We start from the raw sequence: 22,721 nt of genomic DNA, 5'->3' as shown, positions 1-22,721 counted from the left end.
CGCGTCAGCTGCCCCGGTCGTGACCACGCCGGCGAGCCGGGGCGCGCGGGCAGAGGGGAACACGGCACACCGGGGCCCGGCCTCATCGATGGCTGCCTGCCCGACCTGCCCCTGTCCGACCAGGGCGCCTGGTCCGTCACCGGATGAGCGCAGACGGCGGGTCGGGCGTAAGCCATTTAGGCACGCTATGCGCTCACCAGATCACCCTGTGTGGCCGCAGGGGGGGATCACCCATAGCTTCGGCTCATGAAGAACAAACACCTCACATGCCTGGCCGGCGTCGTGCTCGCCACGGCCACGGGACTGAGCCTCGCCGTCCCCTCCTCCTCCGCAGCCGTCGAAGGCGGACATGTAGTCCGTCCGGGCGAGTCGATCCAGAAGGCCGTGGACGCCGCACGGCCGGGCGACGTCGTTGTCGTTCTGCCCGGCACCTACAGGGAAAGCGTCCTCATCACGAAGCCGGGCCTGACCCTGCTCGGCACCGGGGGCAGGACCGTCATCAGGCCGGGGGCGGCGGCCGCGGAGGCCGGCAACGCCTGCGCGAAGGCCGGAAGCGGAATCTGCGTCCTGGGCGCGTCGGGCAAGCCCGTCGACGACGTGAGCATCCGCTCGCTGACCGTCTCGGGTTTCAAGAAGAACGGCATCTGGGCCTCCTGGACCGACCGGCTGACCGTCCGCAAAGTGACCTCCACGAACAATGGCACCTGGGGCATCGGCCAGGAGCGCTCCACCCGGGGTGAGTTCCGGAACAACACCGCCCGCGACAACGGCGACGCCGGGATCTTCCTCGCGAACACGGTCAGCGAGGAGGCCGGGGCCACCGACACCCTCGGAGCGCAGATCCGGGACAACACCCTGACCGGGAACCGGATCGGCGTCACTGTCCGACGGGTCAGGAACCTCACGGTCCAGGACAACTTCATGACCGGTAACTGCAGCGGCGTGTTCGTCGTGGGCGACGAGTCGAAGCCCCGGGCCGGCGCGATGACCATCCAGGGCAACCGGATCGTCGCGAACAACAAGTTCTGCCCCGCGAACCCCCGGCTGTCGGCCATCCAGGGGACCGGCATCGTCCTCACGGGCAGCGAGGACACGACCGTGCGCTCGAACCTGATCCGGAACAACGTGGGCTCCACCCCGCTCTCGGGCGGGATCGTGCTGGTCAAGAGCTTCGTGGGCGCCCCCAACACCGGCAACTCCATCAGCGACAACGTGGTGGTGGACAACCGACCGGCGGACCTGGCCAACCGGGACACCGGAACGGGCAACACATTCGTCCGCAACCAGTGCGGGACGTCCGTACCAGCAGGGATGTGCTGACGCGTGATCCCCTGCACGAGAGGAATCGAGGCGGTATGACCACCGTGAGCCCCACCACCAGCACCCCCCAGACCCACACCCCGCCCACCGCCCCCACCCCGCCACCGGCCATGCGGCTGAGGGAACTCGCCTTCGGGGCGGCCTGCGCAGCAGCCGTACGCGCGGCTGCCCGGCTGCGGGTCGCCGACGCACTCGGGGAATCGCCCGCCGGCGCGGCGGAGCTCGCGCAGCTGGTGAACACCGAGCCCGTACCCCTGCAACGGCTGCTCCGCGCCCTGTGCTGCTACGGGGTCTTCACCGAGACCGCGGACGGGAAGTTCAGCCACACGGACATGTCCCGGCTGCTCCGCGAAGACGATCCGAACAGCCTGCGGTACATCTCCCTGTGGTGCACGGAGCCCTGGACCTGGGAGGTCTGGCCGCGACTCGACGACGCCGTGCGTTCCGGCACGAGCGTCTTCCCGGAGACATTCGGCAAGGGCTTCTTCGACTACCTGCACCAGGACGCGGCAGAGTCGGCCCACGTCTTCAACCGGGCCATGACCACGTCCAGCATGCAGTCCGCGCTGGATGTCGCCGAACTCCTCGACCTCACCGGGGTCTCCGTCGTCGCCGACATCGGAGGTGGCCAGGGACATGTACTGGCGAGTCTGCTGGAGAAGCACCCGGAGGTCCGCGGAACCCTGCTGGATCTGCCGGGCGTGGTCGCGAAGGCGGATGCCCGGCTCCGGGACGGCGGTGCGCTCGCCGGGCGGGTACACATCGTCGCCGGGGACTGCCGCGAGGACATCCCGGTCGAGGCCGATCTCTACATCATCAAGAACATCCTCGAATGGGACGACGACAGCACCCGCAGGACCCTGCGCAACATCGTCGCCGCGGCCCGTCCGGGAGCCAGAGTCGTGATCATCGAGAATCTCGTCGACGACACCCCGTCGATGAGGTTCACCACCGCCATGGACCTGCTGCTGCTCCTCAACGTCGGTGGAGCGAAGCACTCCAGGGACAGTCTGGTCGGCCGGCTGTCGGACTCCGGGCTGCTCGTGGGCGAGGTCCGTCCGGTCAACACGTATCTGCACGCGTTCGAATGCGTCGTCCCCGGCTGAGTTCTCCCTGAGCACGCAGAATCGCCCCTGGTCCAGCGCTTGCGCCGGGCCAGGGGCGATTCTGCGTGTCAGGCGGTGGAGTCGCGCTGCCACCGGTAGAACTGCTGGGCCATCGCGTCCTTGGGACCGCGCCATGTCTGCGGGTCGTAGGGGCTCACGAAGGCGGTGAGCTTGTCACTGATGTCCTTGAACGCCGGATGCTCCGTCACCTTGGCGATGGCCGGACCCGGAGGCTGTTCGGATTCGATCAGATGCAGGTACACGTCGCCGAACTGGAACAGGGTGCGCCGGTTGACCCCGACGAGGTGCGGCAGTTCGGTGCTGTCGGAGGCCGCGAACAGTTCGGCGATGTCGGGTGCGGATTCCGGCGCCATACGGGCGACGATGAGAGCGTGATGCATCGGGGGACGCCTTTCAGTTGGCCGTGACCGATGCGGAACGGCGCTCCCGGTCCCGCTCCTCGATCTTGTCCCGGATGAGTTCCATCTGGATGCGGGAGTTGCGGTTGATGTTCTCGGTCATCCACGCGTCGTCGACCGGGGCGTCGGGCCTCATCGCGAAGTCCTGGGTCCAGTGCATCTTCGTGCCGCCGGGGACCTCCGAGTACTTCCAGTGGATGTCCATGTGCTGGAACGGGCCCGGCTCGACGCGGCGGGCCCGGACGCTGCGCGCACCACGGTCGGTGGTGCGCTCCGAGACCCAGCTCCAGACCTTGCCGTTGTCGTCGGGGTGCATGGTCAGCCGGAACGTCGTCTTCTCACCCTCGCGCGCGATCACCTCGACCGCCGCGTACTCGCTGAACAGCCGCGGCCATTCCTCGAGGTCGTTCGTCACGTCCCACACGAAGTCCAGGGGTGCGGCGATGGTGATGTCGTTCTCGGTGTGTCCGGACACGTCAGGCTCCTGTCACGAGGGTGTTGTTGACGAGGTCGAGGAACTCGCGGGGCGACTTGCACCGGTCGGCGTCGGCCGGCAGGGGCCGTCCGTACCGGTTCTCCAGGACGGCCACGATGCCGAGGAGCCCCAAGGAGTCGAGGCCGTACTCCTCGAAGGCGGATGCGGGCCGGCTCTCCATCTGCTGGGGATCGACGGTGACCCCGGCACCGCTCTTCATCAGCGCGGCGAGTTCCTCGTAGGTCAGTTGAGCGTTCATGAGGGGCTTCTCCTTCTCACGACGGGATGGCGACGGGGTGTCGCAGTACGAGTGCCGAGTTCGAACCCATGAGTCCCCGGCTCAGCACGAGCGCCGTACGCAGTTCCGCGGGGCGCGCGCGACCGGTGACCACATCGAGGTCGTGGCAGACGTCGAAGACGTTCGGAGTGGGCGGAATCAGGCCGTGCTCCATGGCCAGCACGGCGGCGGCGGTGTCCAGTACGGGCGCTCCGCAGTAGGCGCGGCCGGTGCCGGCCTTGGGTGCCGTCACGGGTACGCGCCGTCCGTGCGGACCCAGGGCGTCCGCGATGGCCAGTGCTTCGGCACGGTCGGCCGCCGGTACGCCGAGCGCGTCCGCGAAGACGACGTCGATCTCCTCCGGCGCACAGCGGGCTTCCTTGAGCGCGCCGGTGATCGCCCGGGCAAGACCCTCCCGGGAGTGCTCCCACCCGGATGCTCCGGTGAACGTCGCAGCGTGGCCGGCGAGTTCGGCTCGGATGTCGGCCCCGCGGTCGCGGGCCGCCGTCTCCTCCTCGACCACCAGCATGGCGCCGCCCTCGGCCGGCACGAAGCCGCAGGCGTCCGAAGTGAACGGGCGGTAGGCGCGAGTGGGGTCCTCGCACGTGCTGAGGTCGTCGTACCCGAGCTGGCAGACGACCGAGTACGGGGCCAGAGGTGCCTCGGCCGCACCCACGACAACAGCGCCCGCACCACGGTGGATGGACCTGGCGGCGTGCATGAGTGCGTCCAGGCCGCCGGCCTCGTCACTGGCCACCACCGCGCAGGGCCCCTTGAACCCGCCGCGGATCGAGATCTGGCCGGTACTCGCGGCGTAGAACCAGGCAATGGACTGGTAGGGGCCGACGAAGCGGGAGCCCTCTCCCCACAGCCGTTGCAGTTCGCGCTGTCCGAATTCCCCGCCGCCGGACCCTGCGGCGGTCACCACGCCCACACTGAACGGCGCGCCCTCGTAGTCGGCGCGGCCGAGCCGGGCGTCAGCCAGGGCAAGGTCTGCCGCGGCCATCGCGAAATGCGTGAACCGGTCGGTCTGCACGAGGTAGCGCTCTTCGATCAGCGCGACGGCGTCGAAGTCCCTGACCTCGCCCGCGACGCGCAACGGCAGGTGCTCGCATCCCTCGCGGGAGACCCGGTCCAGGACGCTCAGGCCCTCCTGCGTCCCCTTCCAGAAGGCACCGGTGCCTGTCCCGTTGGGAGCCACGACACCGATACCGGTGACGACCGATCGCCGGTTCTGTCCGGTACTCAATGGGTCCTCCCAGCGGAACGGGTCAGGGCCACCGCGGACTGGAAACCACCGAATCCGCTGCCCACCGAGAGAACGCTGCGCAGCTTCATGGGACGCGCGACACGCGGCACGTAGTCGAGGTCGCACTCGGGGTCGGGGGTCTCGTAGTTCGCCGTCGGCGGCACCGTCTGATGGACCAGGGCCAGCACACACGCCGCGATCTCGATCGCTCCGATGGCGCCGAGCGAGTGACCGACCATGGACTTGATCGAGCTCATCGGCACCTTGTGGGCGTGCGTGCCCAGTGCCCGTTTCACGGCGGCCGTCTCGTGCCGGTCGTTCTGCTTGGTGCCCGAGCCGTGCGCGTTGACATAGTCGATCCGGGTGCCGTCCATCCGGGCGTGGTCGAGGACCGAGTTGATCGCCTCGGCCATCTCCAGCCCCTCGGGGGTCAGCCCGGTCATGTGATAGGCGTTGCCGAAGGTGGCGTAGCCCACGATCTCGCAGTACACGGTCGCACCACGGGCGCGGGCGTGTTCCAGTTCCTCCAGGACGAGCACGGCTCCGCCCTCACCCATGACGAAGCCGTCCCGGCGGGCGTCGAAGGGCCGCGAGGCGTGCTCCGGGTCGTCGTTGTTCGGTGAGGTCGCCTTGATGGCGTCGAAGCACGCCACTGTGATGGGGGTGATCGGCGAGTCCGACGCCCCGGTGACGCACACGTCGACCCGGCCGTCCTCGATGGAGTGGAAGGCGTACCCGATCGCGTCGAGGCCGGAGGTGCAGCCCGTCGAGACGGTCTGCACCGGGCCGTGGGCGCCGACCTGCTCGGCCACCGCCGAGGCGAGGGTACTGGGCGAGAAGGCCCGTTCCAGGTGGCGGCCGGCCGGGCGGGGGTCGACGTCCCAGCGCGCGCCGCTTTCGCTGACTGCGACGTAGTCGTGCTCGAGGCGTGTGGTGCCCCCGACCGCGGTGCCCAGGGACACCCCGATACGCCAGGGGTCCTCCCTCTCCAGGTCGAGTCCGGCGTCGTTCAGGGCTTCCCTGGCAGCCACCAGGGCGAACTGGACATACCGGTCGGAGCGTGTGACCTGCTCCTCGTCGAGACCGTGCGCCGCGGGATCGAAGTCGCACTCGGCGGCGATGCGCGAGCGGAACCCCGCGGGGTCGAAGAGAGTGATGCCCCGCGTCGCGGTGCGGCCGTTGGCGAGGAGATCCCAGAAAGCCGGCACGCCGATCCCACCGGGGGCGACGACGCCTACTCCGGTGACCGCCACGCGCCGGGTCATGAAGCGGTCTCGGTTCGTTCTGGAAGCGCGCTCAGCTCGGCGGTGTCGGTGTGCTCGGTGTCGACGTGACCGAGCTCCGGGCGCGGGGCGAGCGGGCCGAGGTGGAAGACCATGCGCGCTTCCACGTCGCCCACGTTGCGGAAACGGTGGCGCACGTGCGGGGGGATCAACAGACCCTGGTCGGGACGCATCCGGTGTGGTTCACCGTCCAGATCCACCTCGAGGAGGCCGCTCACGACATACACGAATTCCTCGGAGTACGGGTGGTAGTGCTCGCCGATGCGATCACCCGGCTCGACGATGGCCAGCCCCATGAAGCCGCTGGTGGCGCCCACCGCCGTGGGCGTGAGCAAGGCGCGCAGATCGCCTCCGCGCCTGCGGTTGGGCTCGGTCTCGCTCAGGTCCACGATGCGAGGTCGGAACGTGGTCATAACTGCTCTCCTTCGGGCCCGTTGCGGGCCGTGACGACGGCGTTGAGGCAGCCCCCCTGTGGTCCCGCCGCGCGGCTCAGGACTCCGCGGCCCGGCGGTCAGTGATCAGGCGCATCTCGGACCGCGCGAGGAATCGCGCGGCCTCCTGCTCGGACATCGGCATGCCGGCGTTCGCGCTGTCGTCGAGGAGACGTCCCAGCACGGCTGCCTTGCGGTCACCGTCGACGCCGAGCACCTGGGCGGGCTGCTCGGCGATCGGGCCGCTCACCTCGAGCAGACGGACGACGATGTCGTCGCGCTGGAAGATGGTGCTGCTGTCGATGGGGCTGGTCGGGTCGTCGGCAGCATCCTCGTCCTGGCCGGCGAGCAGCCGGGCAAGAGCCATGCCGCACCCCTCCTTGGCCTGGTAGAACAGCGCGTGCCGCTCGATGTCCCTGGGCTCGTGGCGGCCGGCCGCCACGTGGTGCACGGTCGGGAGCGCGGCCCGGGTGAAGAACATCCGGGCGGAGTCGGGATCGGAGAGGTCCCGGTCCTGTTCCAGGTACGGGTTGATGGCTTCCTCTACGGCCCTGACCTCGGGCTGCCGGGAGACGTGCCGCAGTGCTGCCAGGAGGTCGCCCTCGACCTCCACGGCCCGCACGACACGGTTGCCGTGCATGAAGAGAGAAGTGCGGCGCAGTCGGGTGTTCTCGTCGACCCGCGCCTTCGGGGGGTCGTAGTCGGCGAGGATCTTCGCGACGGCCTCCTCGCTGCCCGGCTTGACGGTGAAGGTGAGGGCGTGGCGCACCACACCGTCACCCAGTCGGGGGGCGGACTGGAGGCCGCCCTTGGCCGGCCCGGGCGCTTCCTCGGTGGTGGGACCGGTCTCCCGCAGGACGCTGAAGCGAAGGGACCGCGTGTCCCGTACGCACCCGTGCAGCGGCTGGACGGTCTGGACGTGCTCCTCGCTGTTCACCCAGGCGAGGAAGGGCGGCGCGCTCTCCCATTCGCTGGTGATGAGCCACTGCGAGGGGTTCTCGATGGACTGGCACAGCTGGTCGCTGATGTGCCCGGGGACGGACGCCACCTGGTTGCGCAGGTGCTCGTACGCCTCCAGGAACTGCTTCTGGGCGCCGTCGTAGAGATCCAGCAGCAGAACGACCCGGAGCCTGGAGCCGTCGAAGGCGGACTGCGAGATCCGTTCCGAGAGGGTTGATGTCATTTTTCGCTCTCCTTCGAGACGGTGCTGTGGCCACGTCCGGTGGCACTTCGTCAACCGTCGTTTCCAGTGGAGCCGGAGAGGGACTCCGGCCGATGCGTACTGCCCGCCTCGCACATCACGGGCAACGCTCCCTATATGTGATCGTGGGGCGCTGGTACGGGTGGCGCCAGAAATATGTACCGTTCAGGTGAGTCGACGTCCGAAACGCTCGCACAAGGGCATGGACACTGCATCCGCAGAGCGTCCGAGCTGGAGCAACTGAATGAACGAAAACGAGAACGTCGACCTCCGGGTACCGGTCCTCATCGTGGGCGGCTCCCTGGTGGGCCTGTCCGCCTCACTCTTCCTGGGCAGGCTCGGCATCGAGCACCTGCTCGTCGAGAAGCACGCGGCCACCTCGACCCACCCGAGGGGGCGGGGCAACAACGTGCGCACCATGGAGCTGTTCCGTACCGCCGGTGCGGAGCCTCGGATCCGGGGCGCCGCTTCGGTCCTCGCGGCCAACCACGGCATCCTGCAGGCCGGGTCGCTCACCGGCGACGACCAGGAGTGGCTGTTCAAGGAAATCGACCCCGGCGGCGCACTCGCGCGCTTCAGCCCCACCGGCTGGTGCCTGTGCAGCCAGAACGATCTGGAACCGGTGCTGGTGACCCACGCCCGTGAGCAGGGGGGCGACCTGCGGTTCTCCACCGAGCTGCTCTCCTTCGACGCGGACGGGACAGGAGTCACCGCGCTGGTGAAGAACCGGGAGTCCGGGGTACACACCACCGTGCGCGCGGACTACCTCATCGCGGCCGACGGGCCTCGCAGCCCGGTACGGGAGCAGCTGCGCATCGGCCGGTCGGGGCCCGGCGACCTCTTCCACAACGTGAGCATCACCTTCCGGTCCCGGCAGCTCGCCGCGGTGGTGGGCGACCGGCGCTTCATCGTGTGCTACCTGACCAACCCGGAGGCGGAGGGTGCGCTGCTGCCGGTGGACAACGAGGAGCAGTGGGTGTTTCACGCACCCTGGCAGCCCGACCGGGGCGAGACGCTGGAGGACTTCACCGACGAGCGGTGCGCGGAGCACATCCGCACGGCGACCGGCGCACCCGGTCTCGACGTCGAGATCACCGGAAAGGCCCCGTGGCACGCTGCGGAACGAGTCGCGGACCGATACGCGTCAGGCAGGGTCTTCCTCGCCGGGGACTCGGCCCACGAGATGTCCCCGACCGGCGCGTTCGGCTCCAACACCGGCATTCAGGACGCACACAACCTGACCTGGAAGCTCGCCGCCGTGCTCAACGGTGCGGCAGGCCCCGGGCTGCTCGAGACGTACGAGGCGGAGCGCCTGCCGGTGGCGAGGGCGACGAGCGCACGCGCCTCGGCCCGGTCCGGAGAGCACAGCCACCCGGGCTACGCGCCCGCACCGGGCGCGGGCGGCGGGAGGAAGGGCGGAATGCTCACGGTGGCGCTGGGATACCGCTACGTCCGGGGCGCCGTGGTGGGCGTCGACCCCGCACTGCCCGTCGTACCCGAGGGAATGGAGCTGACGGGCGAACCGGGTACCCGGGCACCGCACCTGTGGGTCCTTCAGTCCGGCGAGCGGAAGTCCACCCTGGATCTCTACGAACAGTCCTTCGTCCTGCTCTGCGACGCGAAGGATGCGGCGTGGCGCCCGGCGGCGGCACGCGTCGCCGACCGGCTGTCGGTGCGCCTCGACGCCTTCGGTGTCGGTACCGGACCGGGCTTCGACCTTGAGCCCGAGAACGGGGCCGACTGGGCCGAGGCGCACGGCACGACGGCGGACGGAGCCGTACTGGTACGTCCCGACGGCTTCGTGGCCTGGCGGGCGACGGGGTCCGTGGCGGACCCGGAGGCGACGCTGCACGAGGTCATGACCTCCGTGCTGAGCCGGGCCTGACCTGATGAAGTCTCACGCCATGCCGAACGACCTCAGCGCCGCGAGGAATTCGTCCGGCCGGGCGGTGTGGACGAGATGTCCCGCGTCGATGGTGACGAACCGGCCGCCGGGTATCTGCTCGGCCATCCTGGCAAGGTGGTCCTGGACGATGTGACTGCGGGGACCACCGCCGATGACGAGCGTCGGGGCGGTGATCTCGCCGAGGCGTTCGCGCCCCACCGGATCGGGGGCGTTCAGCTGGGCATCGATGGCCGGCACGACCGGCCAGTCGAAGTCGATTTCCCCGTCGGGCCGTTCGACGAGCGGGCGGGGCGGGTCCAGTGGATGGAGTGGCGGTGCGTCCTCGACGACGAGCCTGCCGATCAGTCCCGGTTCCTGCTCCGCGAGCAGATAGGCGGCGACACCGCCCATCGAATGGCCGACGACCGTGGCACCGGACAGATTGCGGGCTTCCAGGAACGCGTGCAGGTCGTCGCGGAACAGCTCGAAGGAGTAGCGGCCGGTCCATTCGCTGAGGCCGTGTCCGCGGAAGTCGAAGGCGTACACCCGGTGGTCGGCGGCGAGCCGCTCGGCGATGACCGTCCAGTCCCGGCTGCTGCCGCAGCGCCCGTGAGCGAGAACGACGGGCGGTGCCGTCGGCTCGCCCCAGGCGCGGTACGCGATCCGTATCCCGCCGGCCTGCACGTTGTCGACCCGGGGGTCGAGGAAGGCGCGGACTGTCCGGGCGAAGGCACCGGGGTCGTCGAGCCACGGGAAGTGCCCCGCACCCCGCTGCACGACGAACTCACCGTGCGGGAAGAGGGCCGCGAGCTCCGCGGCGCGGTCCGGGGTCGGGCTCCCGTCGTACTCCCCCGCGAGGACCAGTACCGGCGCTTGCAGCCTGCGCAGAGCGTCGACTGTGGCTGCGGGACCGAAGGAGCCTTCCTGGTGAGGGAGCGACCGCGCCTCGGCGTCCCGGGGCTCATGGCTGCGCAGCCCGGAGGCATCGAGCCGGTCCTCGTCGGTGACTGCGATGCCGACGGCGCGGGTGCCGGGTGTGACGAGGGTGAGCGTGAGCAGCCGATGCGGGTAGCGGGCGGCATAGAGCGCCGCCAGGTCCGCGGACGCTGAGTGGCCCAGCAGATCGATCCGTTCCAGGCCGAGGTGTTCGCGCAGCGCCTCGACGTCCTCGACGAGCCGGTCGCAGCGGTACGTCGCCGGGTCGTCCGGGGCCGCGGAGTCGCCGGAGCCGCGCAGATCGGGCAGCACCAGCCGACGCGCTGCGGAGAGTCCGCCGAGGTCCCCGGGACAGCTGCCGGTCCGCATCGGACCGTCGGGCAGGCAGATCAGCGGCTCGCCCTCCCCCACGAGCCGGTAGGCGAGTTCGGTCCCGTCGTACGCGTGGAAGATCGGCATGCGTGCCATCCAAACAGGGCGGGCGGCCGGTCGCGGCTGTCCGGTGGGCCTCTGCGGACGGAATCCGCGGCTTCGGCACGCCTGTACAGGCACGTCTGCTCTTAGCGAATCAGGTGGGGGAGAGCGAGCCGGGGGGGCGTGGCCGTGGTGACCACTCCGGTCCCCGAACCGCTTCTCCCCCTTGCCAGGCACCCGGCATCCTGCATTACTGCTCCCAGAAAGATCGACCGAATGATCGGTCGCCTGTTCGAGGAGAGGAACATCCGCATGACGGCTCTGCTGGACGCGGCGGAACGACTCGGCCGCGAGGAGCTGGAGACGCTGCAGCTGGAGCGGCTGCGGGCCACGCTCCGCCATGCGTACGAGAACGTCGCGTTCTACCGTGCTGCCTTCGACAAGGCCGGTCTGCGGCCCGAGGACTGCCGCACGCTCGCCGATCTCGCCCGGTTCCCGTTCACGGCCAAGGCCGATCTGCGCGACAACTACCCCTTCGGCATGTTCGCCGTGCCGGAGGACCAGGTGCGACGGATCCACGCGTCCAGCGGGACCACGGGCCGGCCCACCGTTGTCGGGTACACCGCCCGGGATCTGGACACCTGGGCCGACGTGGTCGCCCGGTCCATCCGGGCCGCCGGAGGCCGTCCCGGCCAGAAGGTGCACGTGGCATACGGGTACGGGCTGTTCACCGGCGGTCTCGGGGCGCACTACGGGGCGGAGCGGCTCGGCTGCACGGTCATCCCCGCATCCGGCGGCCTGACGGCACGCCAGGTGCAGCTGATCCAGGACTTCCGGCCCGAGATCATCATGATCACGCCGTCGTACATGCTGACGCTCCTCGACGAGTTCGAGCGCCAGGGAGTCGATCCGCGTTCGACGTCGCTGAAGGTCGGCATCTTCGGCGCCGAGCCGTGGACCGAGGCGATGCGCCGGGAGATCGAGGAGCGGTTCGCGATCGACGCGGTCGACATATACGGACTGTCCGAGGTGATGGGCCCGGGTGTCGCACAGGAGTGCGTGGAGACCAAGGACGGACTGCACGTCTGGGAGGACCACTTCTACCCGGAGGTGGTTGATCCGTTCACCGGCGAGGTCCTGCCCGACGGGGAAGAGGGCGAGCTCGTCTTCACCTCCCTCACCAAGGAGGCCATGCCGGTGATCCGGTACCGGACCCGGGATCTGACGCGGCTGCTGCCGGGTACGGCCCGGGTCTTCCGCAGGATGGAGAAGGTCACCGGGCGCAGCGACGACATGCTGATCCTCCGCGGGGTGAACCTCTTCCCGACCCAGATCGAGGAGATCGTGCTGCGTACGCCTGGAGTGGCCCCCCACTTCCAGCTGCGGCTGACGCGTCAGGGGCGGCTGGACGCACTGACGGTACGCGCGGAGGCCCGGGCCGATGCCACGCCGCAGGAGCGGGCTGCCGCCGCGCAGTCCATCGCGGCGGCCGTGAAGGACGGGATCGGAGTGTCGGTCGGGGTCGAGATCCTGGATCCGGAATCGCTGGAGAGGTCGGTCGGCAAGATCAGGCGGATCGCCGACCTGAGAGATGCCTCCTGACCCCTCGCGTGAACCCTGGCTCCGGGCCCGGTGCGCCATCTGGCCGGCGCGGTGATCCGGGAGAAGCGCCGCCCCGGCAGGGCCTAGGACGCCGGCCGCTTCACCGCGGTCAGCGTCGCGTAGACCACGACGTTGCTCTCGTAACCGGTCTTCTTGGTGTAACCGCCGCCGCAGGTGATCACCCGCAGTTCCGGCCGGGGGGAAGGGCCGTAGACCTTCTTGTCCGGGAAATCCTTCTTGGCGTAGACCTCCACGGCGTAGACCGTGAACACTGCGGTGCTCAGGTCTGCTCGGACGAGGTCGATGGTGGCGCCCTTGGTGAGGGACCCGAGGGCGTGGAAGACGCCTGGGCCGACGCGCGTGTCCACATGCCCTGCGACGAGGGCCGTCCCTACCGCGCCGGGAGCAGTGCCCGCGCCGTACCAGCCGGCAAGAACGGGGTTGTCGGCCGGTGGGGGCTGCAGCGCCCCTGCCGCGTCGAGCTCCAGCTCGGTCAAGAGGGCATCCACGCGGATGGCGGGGATCCGGATCCGCACCGGATCCGACGCGGGCAGCGGCTGGACGGCGGGGGGCGCGGCCAGGACGGTGCGGGGCGGAGCGGGAACCGCGGGAGCGGTGAACAACTGGGCGACCGAAGACCGCGCCGGCTGGATGGCAGGGGGCGCGACCGAGGCGCTACGGCCCGGAGCGGGTTCCGCGGGAGCGGTGAATGCCTGGGCCGCCGAAGGCTGCGGTGGCTTGTCGTCGCGTGTCCCACTGACCACCAGCGCGGTACCCGCCAGCAGTGCCACGGCCAGATGCTTGGCCGAAGGGGTGAACGAGTGGGGGGACGTGCTGGTCGTGCGCCCTTTTTCCATCGCGTGTGAGCCTCTGCTTCGCAGCGGGTGGGGTGGCGGGGGCCTGGGGTACGTCGATTGGTTCGGGCCCAGGCTCGCGGGTCCGGGCACGAACCGGGCGCCGGACCCTCGCGGCCCCCGGACGGATACGGCGTCCGGGGGCCGGTGCGGAGGGAAGCGGCGCCCGTCAGGTCCGGATGCCGCTCATGCGACGGCGCACCCTGATCACGCCCCCGGCGGCGGCTCCGACGATCAGTACACCGCCCACGGCCAGCTGGGTGCCCTTGTCCGAGGCGGCCCCGAAACCGGCAGCGACCGCACCGGTCGGGACCCGGTCGGTGATCTTGTAGGTATACGTCATCTTGATCCGCGGCGGGCACTTGACGATGACGGTGTCGACGCCCGGCTCGGCCCCTTCCGGGATCTCGAACGTGCCGACGAGCTCACCCTTGCGGTCGCCCGCGAAGAGGTGGAATGCGCCTGCCACCTCCGACGTGCCCTTGCCGTAGGTCTCGGAGCCACAGGCCCTGGTTGAGACGGTGACCGTGGACCCCGGGGAGCCATTCCCCGAGCGGATGTGAATGCCTGAGTCACTGGCGGGGCTGCCGACGGCGACAGCCGCCGGGGCCGACAGACCGAGGGCACCGATGACCAGGCCGATGCCGATACCCGCACCAACTCGTGTGTTGCGCATGAGGTTCCTCCAACGGGTGCAGGGGCCGGCCTGTCTGCGCGGCGCCTCTGCTGCTCTCCGCTTCCGAGGCAACCGACAGCCCGTCACATCCGCAACATGACATGACGCCGCACATGTCACTCCGTCAGGCGCAGCGGCTCCTTGTTTACGCAGGTCACCGGGGCGCGGACCGCCGCAGGGCAGGACTCACCGGAGGAGCGGCGAACGGGCTAGCCGCGCGGGTGCCGACGGCTCGGAGGACGGCCCGGAGGACGGCCTGGAGGACGGCCCGGTCTCTCGCCGGAACGAGCGTCCGGACCGACGCGCGACTGGGCTACGCGAACCGGTCGCGCAGTTCACGTTTGAGAATCTTCCCGCTGGCGTTGCGCGGGAGTTCGTCCACGAACAAGACCCTCTTCGGGGCCTTGAAGTGGGCGAGCTTCTCGCGGGCGTGCGCGATCAGTTCGCTCTCGGTGGCTTCGCCGCGCAGAACGACGACGGCGGTGACGGCCTCGATCCAGCGGTCGTCCGGCAGTCCGACGACCGCTGCCTCGGCCACGGCGGGATGGGTGTAGAGCGCGTCCTCGACCTGCCGGGAGGCGACCAGCACCCCGCCGGAGTTGATGACGTCCTTCACCCGGTCGACGACCGTGTAGAAGCCCTCCGCATCGCGCACCGCCAGGTCCCCGGAGTGGAACCAGCCGTCGCGGAACGCCTCCGCGGTCTCCTCCGGTTTGTCCCAGTAGCCCTGGCACAGCTGCGGGGAGCGGTAGACGACCTCCCCGGCCGTCCCGTCCGGTACCTCCTTGCCGTCCTCGTCGACCACACGCGCCTCGACGAAGAGCACCGGGCGGCCGCAGGAGTCCATCCGTCCATCGTGCTCGTCGGGGCCGAGGACGGTGGCGAGCGGGCCGATCTCGCTCTGACCGAAGCAGTTGTAGAAGGCGAGGTCCGGCAGCCGTTCCCTGAGCCGTTCCAGGACGGGCACCGGCATGACCGAGGCGCCGTAGTACGCCTTGCGGAGCGCGCCGAGGTCGCGGGTGGCGAAGTCCGGACGGTTGGCGAGGCCGATCCAGACGGTGGGCGGGGCGAAGAGGCTGTCCGCCTGTCCGGCCTCGACCAGGTCGAAGATCCGGCCCGCGTCCGGGGCGTCGAGGATGGTGTTCTCGGCGCCGACCGCGAGGTACGGCAGCAGGAACACGTGCATCTGGGCCGAGTGATAGAGCGGCAGCGAGTGCACCGGCCGGTCCGTCGCGGCGAATTGGAGGGCGGTGACGGCGCTGACGTACTCGTGGACGAGCGCGCCGTGCGTCATCATCGCGCCCTTGGGCAGCGCGGTGGTGCCGGAGGTGTACAGCAGTTGGACCAGGTCGTCGGCGGCGGGCTCGCGCTCCGGGGTGAACGGGCGGGGATCGCTCAGACGGTCCAGGAGCGAGTCCGGTGCGTCGCGGAGCGCGCGTACGGGACGGGCCGCCGGGAGCCGCTCGGCGAGGGCGGGGTCGGTCAGGACCAGCGAGCTGCCGGACTGGTCGAGGATGTACGCCAGGTCGTCACCGGTGAGGTTCTGGTTGACGGGGACGTGCACGAGCCCGGCCCGCGCACAGGCGAGGTAACCGATCAGATAGACGTCGGAGTTGTGCGCGTAGGCGGCGACCCGGTCGCCGGGGCGCAGCCCGTGTTCACCGGTCAGGACGGCGGCGGCGGTGCTGATCGCCGCGTCCAGTGCCGCGTAGGTCCAGCTCCGGTCCGCGTACCGCACCGCGGTCCGTTCGGGGGTGCGCCGTGCGCTGCGGGTCACGACGCCGTCGACTGTGCTGCTGCGTACACCTGTCATGGCGTGATCCTGAGCGGCCCCGTGCCCGTGGTCAAGTACCCGGGATACCGACCAGACGGTTGACAGGTACATGGGTGTGCTGGCTGAGTGGCGCGTGGCCGCCCGACCACCCGGGCCGTCGCCTTTCTCACCCGCACAGTTGGGAGGACCCTTGCACCTCCGTAATCGTCTGAGACTCCTCGCGGTCTCCGGTCTCGCCCTGTTGACCGTCTCGGCGTCGCTGCCACCGGCCGCCGCCGGCACCTCGCAGAGCCGGCACCCCTCGGGTGGCGGACTGTCCGCCGTCATCCGCTACACCGAGTACGGCATCCCGCACATCGTGGCGAAGGACTACGCGAATCTGGGCTTCGGTACCGGCTGGGCACAGGCGGCGGACCAGGTGTGCGTCCTGGCCGACGGGTTCCTCACGGTGCGCGGCGAGCGGTCGGAGCGGTTCGGCGCGGACGCGGCGCCCGACGGCTCGCTCTCCTCCGCGACGAAGAACCTCTCCAGCGATCTGTACTTCCGCGGGGTGCGGGAGAGCGGCACCGTGGAGAAGCTCCTGAAGCTGCCCGCTCCGCAGGGGCCGAGCCGTGACGCGAAGGAGATGATGCGCGGCTGGGCGGCCGGGTACAACGCGTGGATCGCGCAGAACCGGATCACCGATCCGGCCTGCCGGGGGGCCTCGTGGGTACGTCCCGTCACCCAGCTCGACGTCGCCGCACGCGGTTACGCCCTGTCGGTGCTCGGCGGGCAGGGGCGTGGCATCGACGGGATAACGGCGGCCGGGCCCCCGGCCTCCGCCCCGGCGGCCCGCGGAGTGTCACCGGCTGACGCTGCCGAGGCGGCGCAGCGTCTGCTGTCCACGCAGAACGCGGACATGGGCTCCAACGCGGTGGCGTTCAACGGCGCGACGACCGCGAACGGACGCGGGCTGCTGCTGGGCAATCCGCACTACCCGTGGCAGGGCGGGCGCAGGTTCTGGCAGTCCCAGCAGACCATCCCCGGCGAGCTGAACGTGGCCGGTGCCTCGCTGCTGGGCTCGGCGACCATGTCGATCGGGCACAACGCGAACATCGCGTGGAGCCACACCGTCGCGACGGGTGTGACGCTCAATCTGCATCAGCTGACCCTCGATCCGGCGGACCCGGCCGTCTACCTCGTGGACGGCAAGCCGGAGCGGATGACGAAGCGCACGGTCACGGCGCCCGTGAAGGACGGCGCCCCGGTGACCCGCACCCAGTGGTGGACCCGGTACGGCCCGGTCGTCACCGCGCTGGGTCCCGGGCTGCCGCTGCCGTGGACGGCGACGGCCGCGTACGCGCTGAACGACCCCAACGCGACGAACCTGCGCGCGTCCGACACGGCGCTCGGCTTCAGCAGGGCGCGCAGCACCGCCGGGATCGAGTCCGCGTTGCGCCGTACGCAGGGCCTGCCCTGGGTGAACACGGTCGCCGCCGACTCCTCGGGGCACTCGTTCTTCTCCCAGTCGCAGGTGCTGCCGCGCATCACCGACGACCTGGCACAGCGCTGCTCCACCGCACTGGGCAGGGCCACCTACCCCTCGTCGGGGCTCGCGGTGCTGGACGGGTCGCGGAGCGAGTGCGCGCTCGGTTCCGACCCGGACGCGGTGCAGCCCGGCATCTTCGGCCCGGGCCGCATGCCGACGCTGAAGGACACCTCGTACGTCGAGAACTCCAACGACAGCGCCTGGCTGACCCACGCCGGGCAGCCGCTGACCGGCTACGAGCGGGTCTTCGGGACGATCGGCACGCCGCGGTCCATGCGGACCCGCGGGGCGGTCGAGGACGTGGCGGCCCTGGCCGGGAAGGGGCGGCTGACCGTCGCGGACCTCCAGGACCAGCAGTTCGCCAACCGGGCGCCCGCCGGTGACCTGGTGGCCGCCGACGTCGCGGACGCCTGTGCGGCTCTGCCGGGCGGGGTGGCGACGGGCAGCGACGGTACGTCCGTCGACGTCTCGGCGGCCTGCCCCGTGCTGCGGGACTGGGACCGGAGCGTGGACACCGACAGCCGGGGCGCGTTGCTCTTCGACCGCTTCTGGCGCAAGGCGACGGCCGTGCCCGCGGCGCAGCTCTGGAAGGTGCCCTTCTCCGCCGGTGACCCGGTCCGTACACCCCACACCCTCAACACATCGGCTCCGGGCGTCACCGCGGCGCTCGCCGACACGGTGAAGGAACTGCGGGCCTCCGGAATCGCGCTGGACGCGCCGCTGGGCGGGCATCAGTTCGTCGTACGGAACGGGAAGCGCGTCCCCGTCGGCGGCGGTACGGAGTCGCTGGGCATCTGGAACAAGACCGAGCCCGTGTGGAACGCGGCGGCCGGCGGCTACACCGAGGTGTCGGCCGGCTCCAGCTACATACAGGCGGTCGGCTGGGACGGCAGCGCGTGCCCGGTGGCGCGCACCCTGCTCACGTACTCCCAGTCCTCGAACGCCCGGTCGCCGCACTACAGCGACCAGACGGAGCTGTTCTCGGGCGAGCGCTGGGTGACGTCCCGCTTCTGCGAGAAGGACATCGCCCGCTCGCCCGGCCTGCGGGTGGTGCGGGTGCGCGAGGGCCGGTAGCGGTTCGCCTTTCGCGTGGGGCCCGCCCGGCACCGAACCGCCGGGCGGGCCCGGTCCGGTACTTGCGCAGGAGAGCCGCGAAATCGATTGCGGATCGGATCTCCGGTTGTCAGCCTGGGATCATGAGCGCTCAGCACGACGACCCCGCCCCGGGCCCCCTTCCGCACGGGGGAACCGGGTGGATCACCACGCCCGTCACCGCCGGCCTCGTGCGCGGTGCGCTCGATCTGGAGCACACCGAGCAGGGTGTGCTGCCGCACCGGCTGCCCGCACGGGCCCGCGCGCAGTTCGCCGACGGCCTGCTGGCCATGGCGGAGTCGCAGCCCTCCGGCGTACGGGTGGTGTTCCGCACCCGGGCGACCGCCGTCGAACTGGACACGCTGCGCACCAAGATGGGCTACGAGGGCGCACCGCCCCGCCCTGACGGGGTGTACGACCTGCTCGTCGACGGCCGCCCGGCCGGCCGGGCCCATACGACCGGCGGCAACGCCCTGATGGTGGACATGGCGACGGGGGCTGCGGAATCCCGGCCCGGCCCGGTCGGCACCGTCCGGTTCTCCGGTCTGCCCGACCGGCTCAAGGACATCGAGATCTGGCTCCCCTGGAACGAGATCACCCACCTGGTGGCCCTGCGCACCGATGCCCCCGTCGAGGCCCTGCCGGATCGCGGCCGCAAGGTGTGGCTGCACCACGGCAGTTCGATCAGCCACGGCTCCGACGCCGCGAGCCCCACCACGACCTGGCCCGCGCTGGCCGCGCTGCGGGGCGGGGTGGAACTGATCAACCTCGGACTGAGTGGCAACGCCCTGCTCGACCCGTTCACCGCACGCGCCATGCGGGACACTCCGGCAGATCTGATCAGCGTGAAGATCGGCATCAACCTGGTCAACACCGACCTGATGCGTCTGCGGGCCTTCACTCCGGCGGTCCACGGTTTCCTCGACACCATCCGCGAGGGCCATCCCACCGTCCCCCTGCTGGTCATCTCACCCATCCTGTGTCCGATGCACGAGGACACCCCCGGCCCCTGTGCTCCCGACCTCACCAACCTCGACTCGGGGACGCTCCGGTTCGTGGCGGCGGGCGACCCGGCGGAACGGGCCGCCGGGAAGCTGACGCTCAACGTCGTCCGGGACGAGCTGGCCCGCATCGTGGAGCAGCGGGCGGCCGACGACCCGCGTCTGCACTACCTCGACGGCCGAGACCTCTACGGCGCCGCCGACTACGCCGAACTGCCGCTGCCCGACGAGCTCCACCCGGACGCGGCGACGCACCGCCGCATCGGTGAACGTTTCGCCGCACTGGCCTTCGCGGACGGCGGGCCGCTGACCGTCCAGGGCGTGGGTCCGCAGGCGGACTGACGGGGTTCACATGGCGCGTGTGTGCCCCTCCCAGTACGGCTCGCGCAGGCGTCGCTTGTAGAGCTTCCCGTTGGGGTCGCGGGGCATCGCCGCGATGAAGTCGACACTCTTGGGGCGTTTGTACCCGGCGAGCCGTTCTGCGCAGTGGCTGAGGATCTCGGCGGCGAGTCCGGCGCCGGGTTCCCGCCCTTGCGCCGGTTCGACGACTGCCTTGACCTCCTCGCCCCAGTCGGCGTGCGGGATACCGAAGGCCGCCGCGTCGGCGACGGCCGGGTGGGTGAGGAGGGCGGCCTCGATCTCGGCCGGGTAGATGTTGACACCACCAGAGATGATCATGTCGATCTTGCGGTCGCGGAGGAAGAGGTAACCGTCCTCGTCGAGGATGCCGAGGTCGCCGACGGTGAAGAAGTCTCCGATGCGGTTCTTCGCGGTCTTGGTCTCGTCCTTGTGGTAGCTGAAGCCTCCGGTACTCATCTTCATGTAGACGGTGCCGAGTTGACCGGCGGCGAGACGGTTGCCCTCGTCGTCGAAGACGGCGAGCTCGCTGATGGGCCAGGCCCTTCCCACGGTGCCGGGCTTCTTCAGCCACTCCTCCGCCGTGGCGAACGCGCCACCGCCCTCGCTCGCCGCGTAGTACTCCTCGACACAGCGGCCCCACCAGTCGATCATGGCGCGCTTTACGTGGTCGGGGCAGGGCGCCGCCCCGTGGATGGCGTGCCGCATGGCCGAGACGTCGTACCGCTCCCGCACCTCGGCAGGCAGGGCGAGCAGCCGGTGGAACTGGGTCGGGACCATGTGGGTGTGCGTGCAGCGGTGCGTGGCGATGGCGCGCAGCATCTCCTCCGGGGCCCACTTGTCCATCAGGACGAGCGGGTGCCCGATGTGCAGGGAAGCGCCCGCGAACTGGAGTACGGCCGTGTGGTAGAGCGGTGAGCAGACCAGGTGGACATTGTCGTCGAAGGGCCTGATGCCGAAGATGGCGAGGAATCCGCCGAGATGGCTCTCCTCGGGGAGTCTGCCGGAGAGCGGCCTGCGGATGCCGCGCGGGCGGCCCGTGGTGCCCGAGGTGTAGTTCATGACCCAGCCCAGGGTGCGGTCATCGGGCGGGGTGTCAGGCTGTCCGCCGAGCAGTTCCTCGTACGGGCGGAATCCGTCGGGCCCGCCGACGGCGAAGCGGTGGCTCGCGGGGAGTCCGGCCTCGTCCGCGGCGGCGGTCGCGGCGGCGGCGAAGCGCTCGTGGGCGATGAGGACCTTCGCGCCGGAGTCGGAGACGATCCAGGCGATCTCCGCGCCGACGAGGTGGTGGTTGACGGGCACGAGGTAGAGACCGGCCTGGGTGGCGGCCAGGTAGGCGGTGAAGAACTCGGCGCCGTTGGGCAGGACCACGGCGAACGCGTCCCCCCTGCGCAGCCCGGCCGCACGCAGCCCGTGGACCATGCGGTTGGCCGCGGCGTGCAGGCGGCCCGCCGTCCACCGCTCTCCGTCGGGTGCGATGAGGATCGTACGGCCGGGGTCGGCGGTGGCCTGGGCCCAGAAGCCGTTGGGGGGCTGGTTCACGTGGCGCTCCGTCCGGCGATGCGGTTGATGCGGTCCACGGCACGTTCGAAACCGCGGGTCAGGTCGTCGAAGACGGCCTGCACACTCCGTTCGGAGTTCATCGATCCGACGATCTGGCCGACCGGTGTGCCGAGCAGTGACCCGATCTCGTACTTCTGGATTCTCGACACGGCGTCGGCGACCAGGAGGCCCTGGAGCGGCATGGGCAGGGTGCCGGGTCCTGCCTCGTCGTCCCAGGCGTCGGTCCATTCGGTACGCAACTGGCGTGCGGGTTTCCCGGTGAGGGCGCGGGAGCGGACGGTGTCGCCGGAGCCCGCCGCGAGGAGTTTGCGCGTCAGTGCGCGGGAGTGCAGGTCGGCCTCCTCGGTGGTGAGCCAGAGGGAGCCGAGCCAGACGCCCTGGGCGCCCAGGGCGAGTCCGGCGGCCATCTGTTCGCCGCTGCCGATGCCTCCGGCGGCGAGTACGGGGAGGGGGCCGACGGCGTCGACGACCTCGGGGACCAGCACCATGGAGGCGATCTCGCCGGTGTGGCCGCCCGCCTCGTATCCCTGGGCGACGACGATGTCGATGCCCGCCTCGGCGTGCCGGCGGGCGTGCTTGGCGCTTCCGGCGAGTGCGGCGACGAGGACGTCGTGGTCGTGGGCGCGTGCGATGACGTCGGCGGGCGGTGAGCCGAGGGCATTGGCGAGGAGTTTGATCGGGTGGCCGAAGGCCACGTCGAGCTGGTTGCGGGCCACTTCCTCCATCCAGCCGGTGATGCGCCAGCCGGACGCCTCGCCCTCGGGCAGTTCGGGGACCCCGTGTTTGGCCAGGGTCTCCTGGACGAAGCGGCGGTGCCCCTCGGGGATCATCGCTTCGACGTCCGCCTCCGTCACCCCCTCCACCTTCCTGGCCGGCATGACGACGTCGAGGCCGTACGGCTTGCCGTCCACATGGGCCGCCATCCAGTCGAGGTCGCGCGCCAGGTCGTCGGGGGCGGTGTAGCGCACTGCTCCGAGTACGCCCAGTCCGCCCGCTCTGGTGATGGCCGCGGCCACTGCGGGGAACGGCGTGAAGCCGAAGATGGCGTGCTCGATCCCGAGGTTCCTGCTCAGCTCCGTCTCCATGGGCGGCAGGATGCCGCAGCCGGGCGGGCGAGGGAAGAGGTTTTCTGACGCCTTGTCAGATTCTTTGTTCCGTCAGGGGCGTACGGGGCGCCGGAGGTGACAGTAATCTCTGCGGCGGCAGGAAGTTTCATTGCCGGACAGGATTTCGAAAGTAACTTTCGCGCACGTGCTTCTACAGGGTGGGAGAGGGGTT

Annotated in this window: 19 protein-coding genes; 6 read left to right on the top strand and 13 right to left on the bottom strand. The window is 70.4% G+C overall.

What is annotated here, in order from left to right; all coding sequences use genetic code 11:
- Positions 1-246: 246 nt before the first annotated feature.
- Together ACFWSK_RS01540 and ACFWSK_RS01535 are read left to right on the top strand one after the other, a co-directional pair.
- Positions 247-1,320 (top strand): nitrous oxide reductase family maturation protein NosD, encoded by a 1,074-nt coding sequence (locus ACFWSK_RS01540; protein ID WP_383780418.1) that lies wholly within the window; start codon positions 247-249, stop codon positions 1,318-1,320.
- Positions 1,321-1,355: 35 nt separating this feature from the next.
- Positions 1,356-2,426, top strand: a complete 1,071-nt coding sequence (locus tag ACFWSK_RS01535) for a methyltransferase (RefSeq protein ID WP_383780415.1) — start codon at positions 1,356-1,358, stop codon at positions 2,424-2,426.
- A 68-nt stretch (positions 2,427-2,494) separates the two neighbouring features.
- Here ACFWSK_RS01535 and ACFWSK_RS01530 read toward each other — a convergent pair whose 3' ends face one another.
- From ACFWSK_RS01530 to ACFWSK_RS01500, 7 genes are all read right to left on the bottom strand, one after another.
- Positions 2,495-2,827, bottom strand: coding sequence for a TcmI family type II polyketide cyclase (locus ACFWSK_RS01530; RefSeq protein ID WP_383780413.1), 333 nt, complete (start codon positions 2,825-2,827; stop codon positions 2,495-2,497).
- Positions 2,828-2,840: 13 nt separating this feature from the next.
- Entirely contained in the window at positions 2,841-3,320 is a 480-nt protein-coding gene (locus ACFWSK_RS01525) for an SRPBCC family protein (RefSeq protein WP_383780411.1), read from the bottom strand.
- Between the two features lies 1 nt (position 3,321).
- Positions 3,322-3,579 (bottom strand): acyl carrier protein, encoded by a 258-nt coding sequence (locus ACFWSK_RS01520; protein ID WP_383780408.1) that lies wholly within the window; start codon positions 3,577-3,579, stop codon positions 3,322-3,324.
- A 16-nt stretch (positions 3,580-3,595) separates the two neighbouring features.
- The gene (locus ACFWSK_RS01515) at positions 3,596-4,846 is read right to left on the bottom strand and encodes a ketosynthase chain-length factor (RefSeq protein WP_383780406.1); all 1,251 of its coding nucleotides are present in this window, start codon (positions 4,844-4,846) and stop codon (positions 3,596-3,598) included.
- On the bottom strand, positions 4,843-6,111 hold the full coding sequence (locus ACFWSK_RS01510) for a beta-ketoacyl-[acyl-carrier-protein] synthase family protein (RefSeq protein WP_383780404.1): 1,269 nt from the start codon (positions 6,109-6,111) through the stop codon (positions 4,843-4,845). The genes ACFWSK_RS01515 and ACFWSK_RS01510 overlap by 4 nt, the downstream gene beginning before the upstream one ends.
- Positions 6,108-6,542 (bottom strand): cupin domain-containing protein, encoded by a 435-nt coding sequence (locus tag ACFWSK_RS01505; RefSeq protein WP_383780402.1) that lies wholly within the window; start codon positions 6,540-6,542, stop codon positions 6,108-6,110. The genes ACFWSK_RS01510 and ACFWSK_RS01505 overlap by 4 nt, the downstream gene beginning before the upstream one ends.
- Positions 6,543-6,618: 76 nt before the next feature.
- Positions 6,619-7,743 carry a TcmI family type II polyketide cyclase gene (locus ACFWSK_RS01500; RefSeq protein ID WP_383780400.1) on the bottom strand — a complete coding sequence of 375 codons (1,125 nt, stop codon included), beginning with the start codon at positions 7,741-7,743 and terminating at the stop codon, positions 6,619-6,621.
- Positions 7,744-8,005: 262 nt separating this feature from the next.
- On the opposite strand from ACFWSK_RS01500, the gene ACFWSK_RS01495 reads away from it, so the two are divergent.
- Complete coding sequence (locus ACFWSK_RS01495) at positions 8,006-9,646, top strand: FAD-dependent oxidoreductase (RefSeq protein ID WP_383780398.1); 1,641 nt, start codon at positions 8,006-8,008, stop codon at positions 9,644-9,646.
- Between the two features lie 12 nt (positions 9,647-9,658).
- On the opposite strand, the gene ACFWSK_RS01490 is transcribed toward ACFWSK_RS01495, so the two are convergent.
- Positions 9,659-11,041, bottom strand: a complete 1,383-nt coding sequence (locus tag ACFWSK_RS01490; RefSeq protein ID WP_383780396.1) for an alpha/beta fold hydrolase — start codon at positions 11,039-11,041, stop codon at positions 9,659-9,661.
- 267 nt (positions 11,042-11,308) lie between these two features.
- Between ACFWSK_RS01490 and paaK the strand changes: the two genes are divergently transcribed.
- The gene (gene paaK / locus ACFWSK_RS01485) at positions 11,309-12,598 is read left to right on the top strand and encodes a phenylacetate--CoA ligase PaaK (protein ID WP_383780791.1); all 1,290 of its coding nucleotides are present in this window, start codon (positions 11,309-11,311) and stop codon (positions 12,596-12,598) included.
- Positions 12,599-12,681: 83 nt separating this feature from the next.
- Here the strand turns inward: paaK and ACFWSK_RS01480 are convergent, their stop codons facing one another.
- The 3 genes from ACFWSK_RS01480 to ACFWSK_RS01470 form a co-directional block, all read right to left on the bottom strand.
- The gene (locus ACFWSK_RS01480; RefSeq protein WP_383780393.1) at positions 12,682-13,455 is read right to left on the bottom strand and encodes a class F sortase; all 774 of its coding nucleotides are present in this window, start codon (positions 13,453-13,455) and stop codon (positions 12,682-12,684) included.
- A gap of 166 nt (positions 13,456-13,621) precedes the next feature.
- The gene (locus ACFWSK_RS01475; RefSeq protein WP_383780389.1) at positions 13,622-14,128 is read right to left on the bottom strand and encodes a sortase; all 507 of its coding nucleotides are present in this window, start codon (positions 14,126-14,128) and stop codon (positions 13,622-13,624) included.
- 313 nt (positions 14,129-14,441) lie between these two features.
- Positions 14,442-15,941, bottom strand: a complete 1,500-nt coding sequence (locus tag ACFWSK_RS01470) for an acyl-CoA synthetase (RefSeq protein WP_383780387.1) — start codon at positions 15,939-15,941, stop codon at positions 14,442-14,444.
- Between the two features lie 151 nt (positions 15,942-16,092).
- Here ACFWSK_RS01470 and ACFWSK_RS01465 point away from each other — a divergent pair, with 151 nt between their 5' ends.
- Both ACFWSK_RS01465 and ACFWSK_RS01460 read left to right on the top strand, forming a co-directional pair.
- The gene (locus tag ACFWSK_RS01465; RefSeq protein WP_383780384.1) at positions 16,093-18,504 is read left to right on the top strand and encodes a penicillin acylase family protein; all 2,412 of its coding nucleotides are present in this window, start codon (positions 16,093-16,095) and stop codon (positions 18,502-18,504) included.
- A 122-nt stretch (positions 18,505-18,626) separates the two neighbouring features.
- A complete protein-coding gene (locus ACFWSK_RS01460) occupies positions 18,627-19,865 on the top strand; it encodes a GDSL-type esterase/lipase family protein (protein WP_383780381.1) in 1,239 nt (412 codons plus the stop codon).
- 6 nt (positions 19,866-19,871) lie between these two features.
- Here the strand turns inward: ACFWSK_RS01460 and ACFWSK_RS01455 are convergent, their stop codons facing one another.
- Together ACFWSK_RS01455 and ACFWSK_RS01450 are read right to left on the bottom strand one after the other, a co-directional pair.
- The gene (locus ACFWSK_RS01455; RefSeq protein WP_383780378.1) at positions 19,872-21,422 is read right to left on the bottom strand and encodes an acyl-CoA synthetase; all 1,551 of its coding nucleotides are present in this window, start codon (positions 21,420-21,422) and stop codon (positions 19,872-19,874) included.
- The gene (locus tag ACFWSK_RS01450) at positions 21,419-22,528 is read right to left on the bottom strand and encodes a nitronate monooxygenase (protein WP_383780376.1); all 1,110 of its coding nucleotides are present in this window, start codon (positions 22,526-22,528) and stop codon (positions 21,419-21,421) included. Before ACFWSK_RS01450 ends, ACFWSK_RS01455 begins: the two co-directional genes overlap by 4 nt.
- Positions 22,529-22,721: the final 193 nt, after the last annotated feature.

The organism is Streptomyces sp. NPDC058620, from assembly GCF_042717135.1.
Classification (GTDB): domain Bacteria; phylum Actinomycetota; class Actinomycetes; order Streptomycetales; family Streptomycetaceae; genus Streptomyces.
This window is presented reverse-complemented; position numbering and strand designations above follow the sequence as displayed.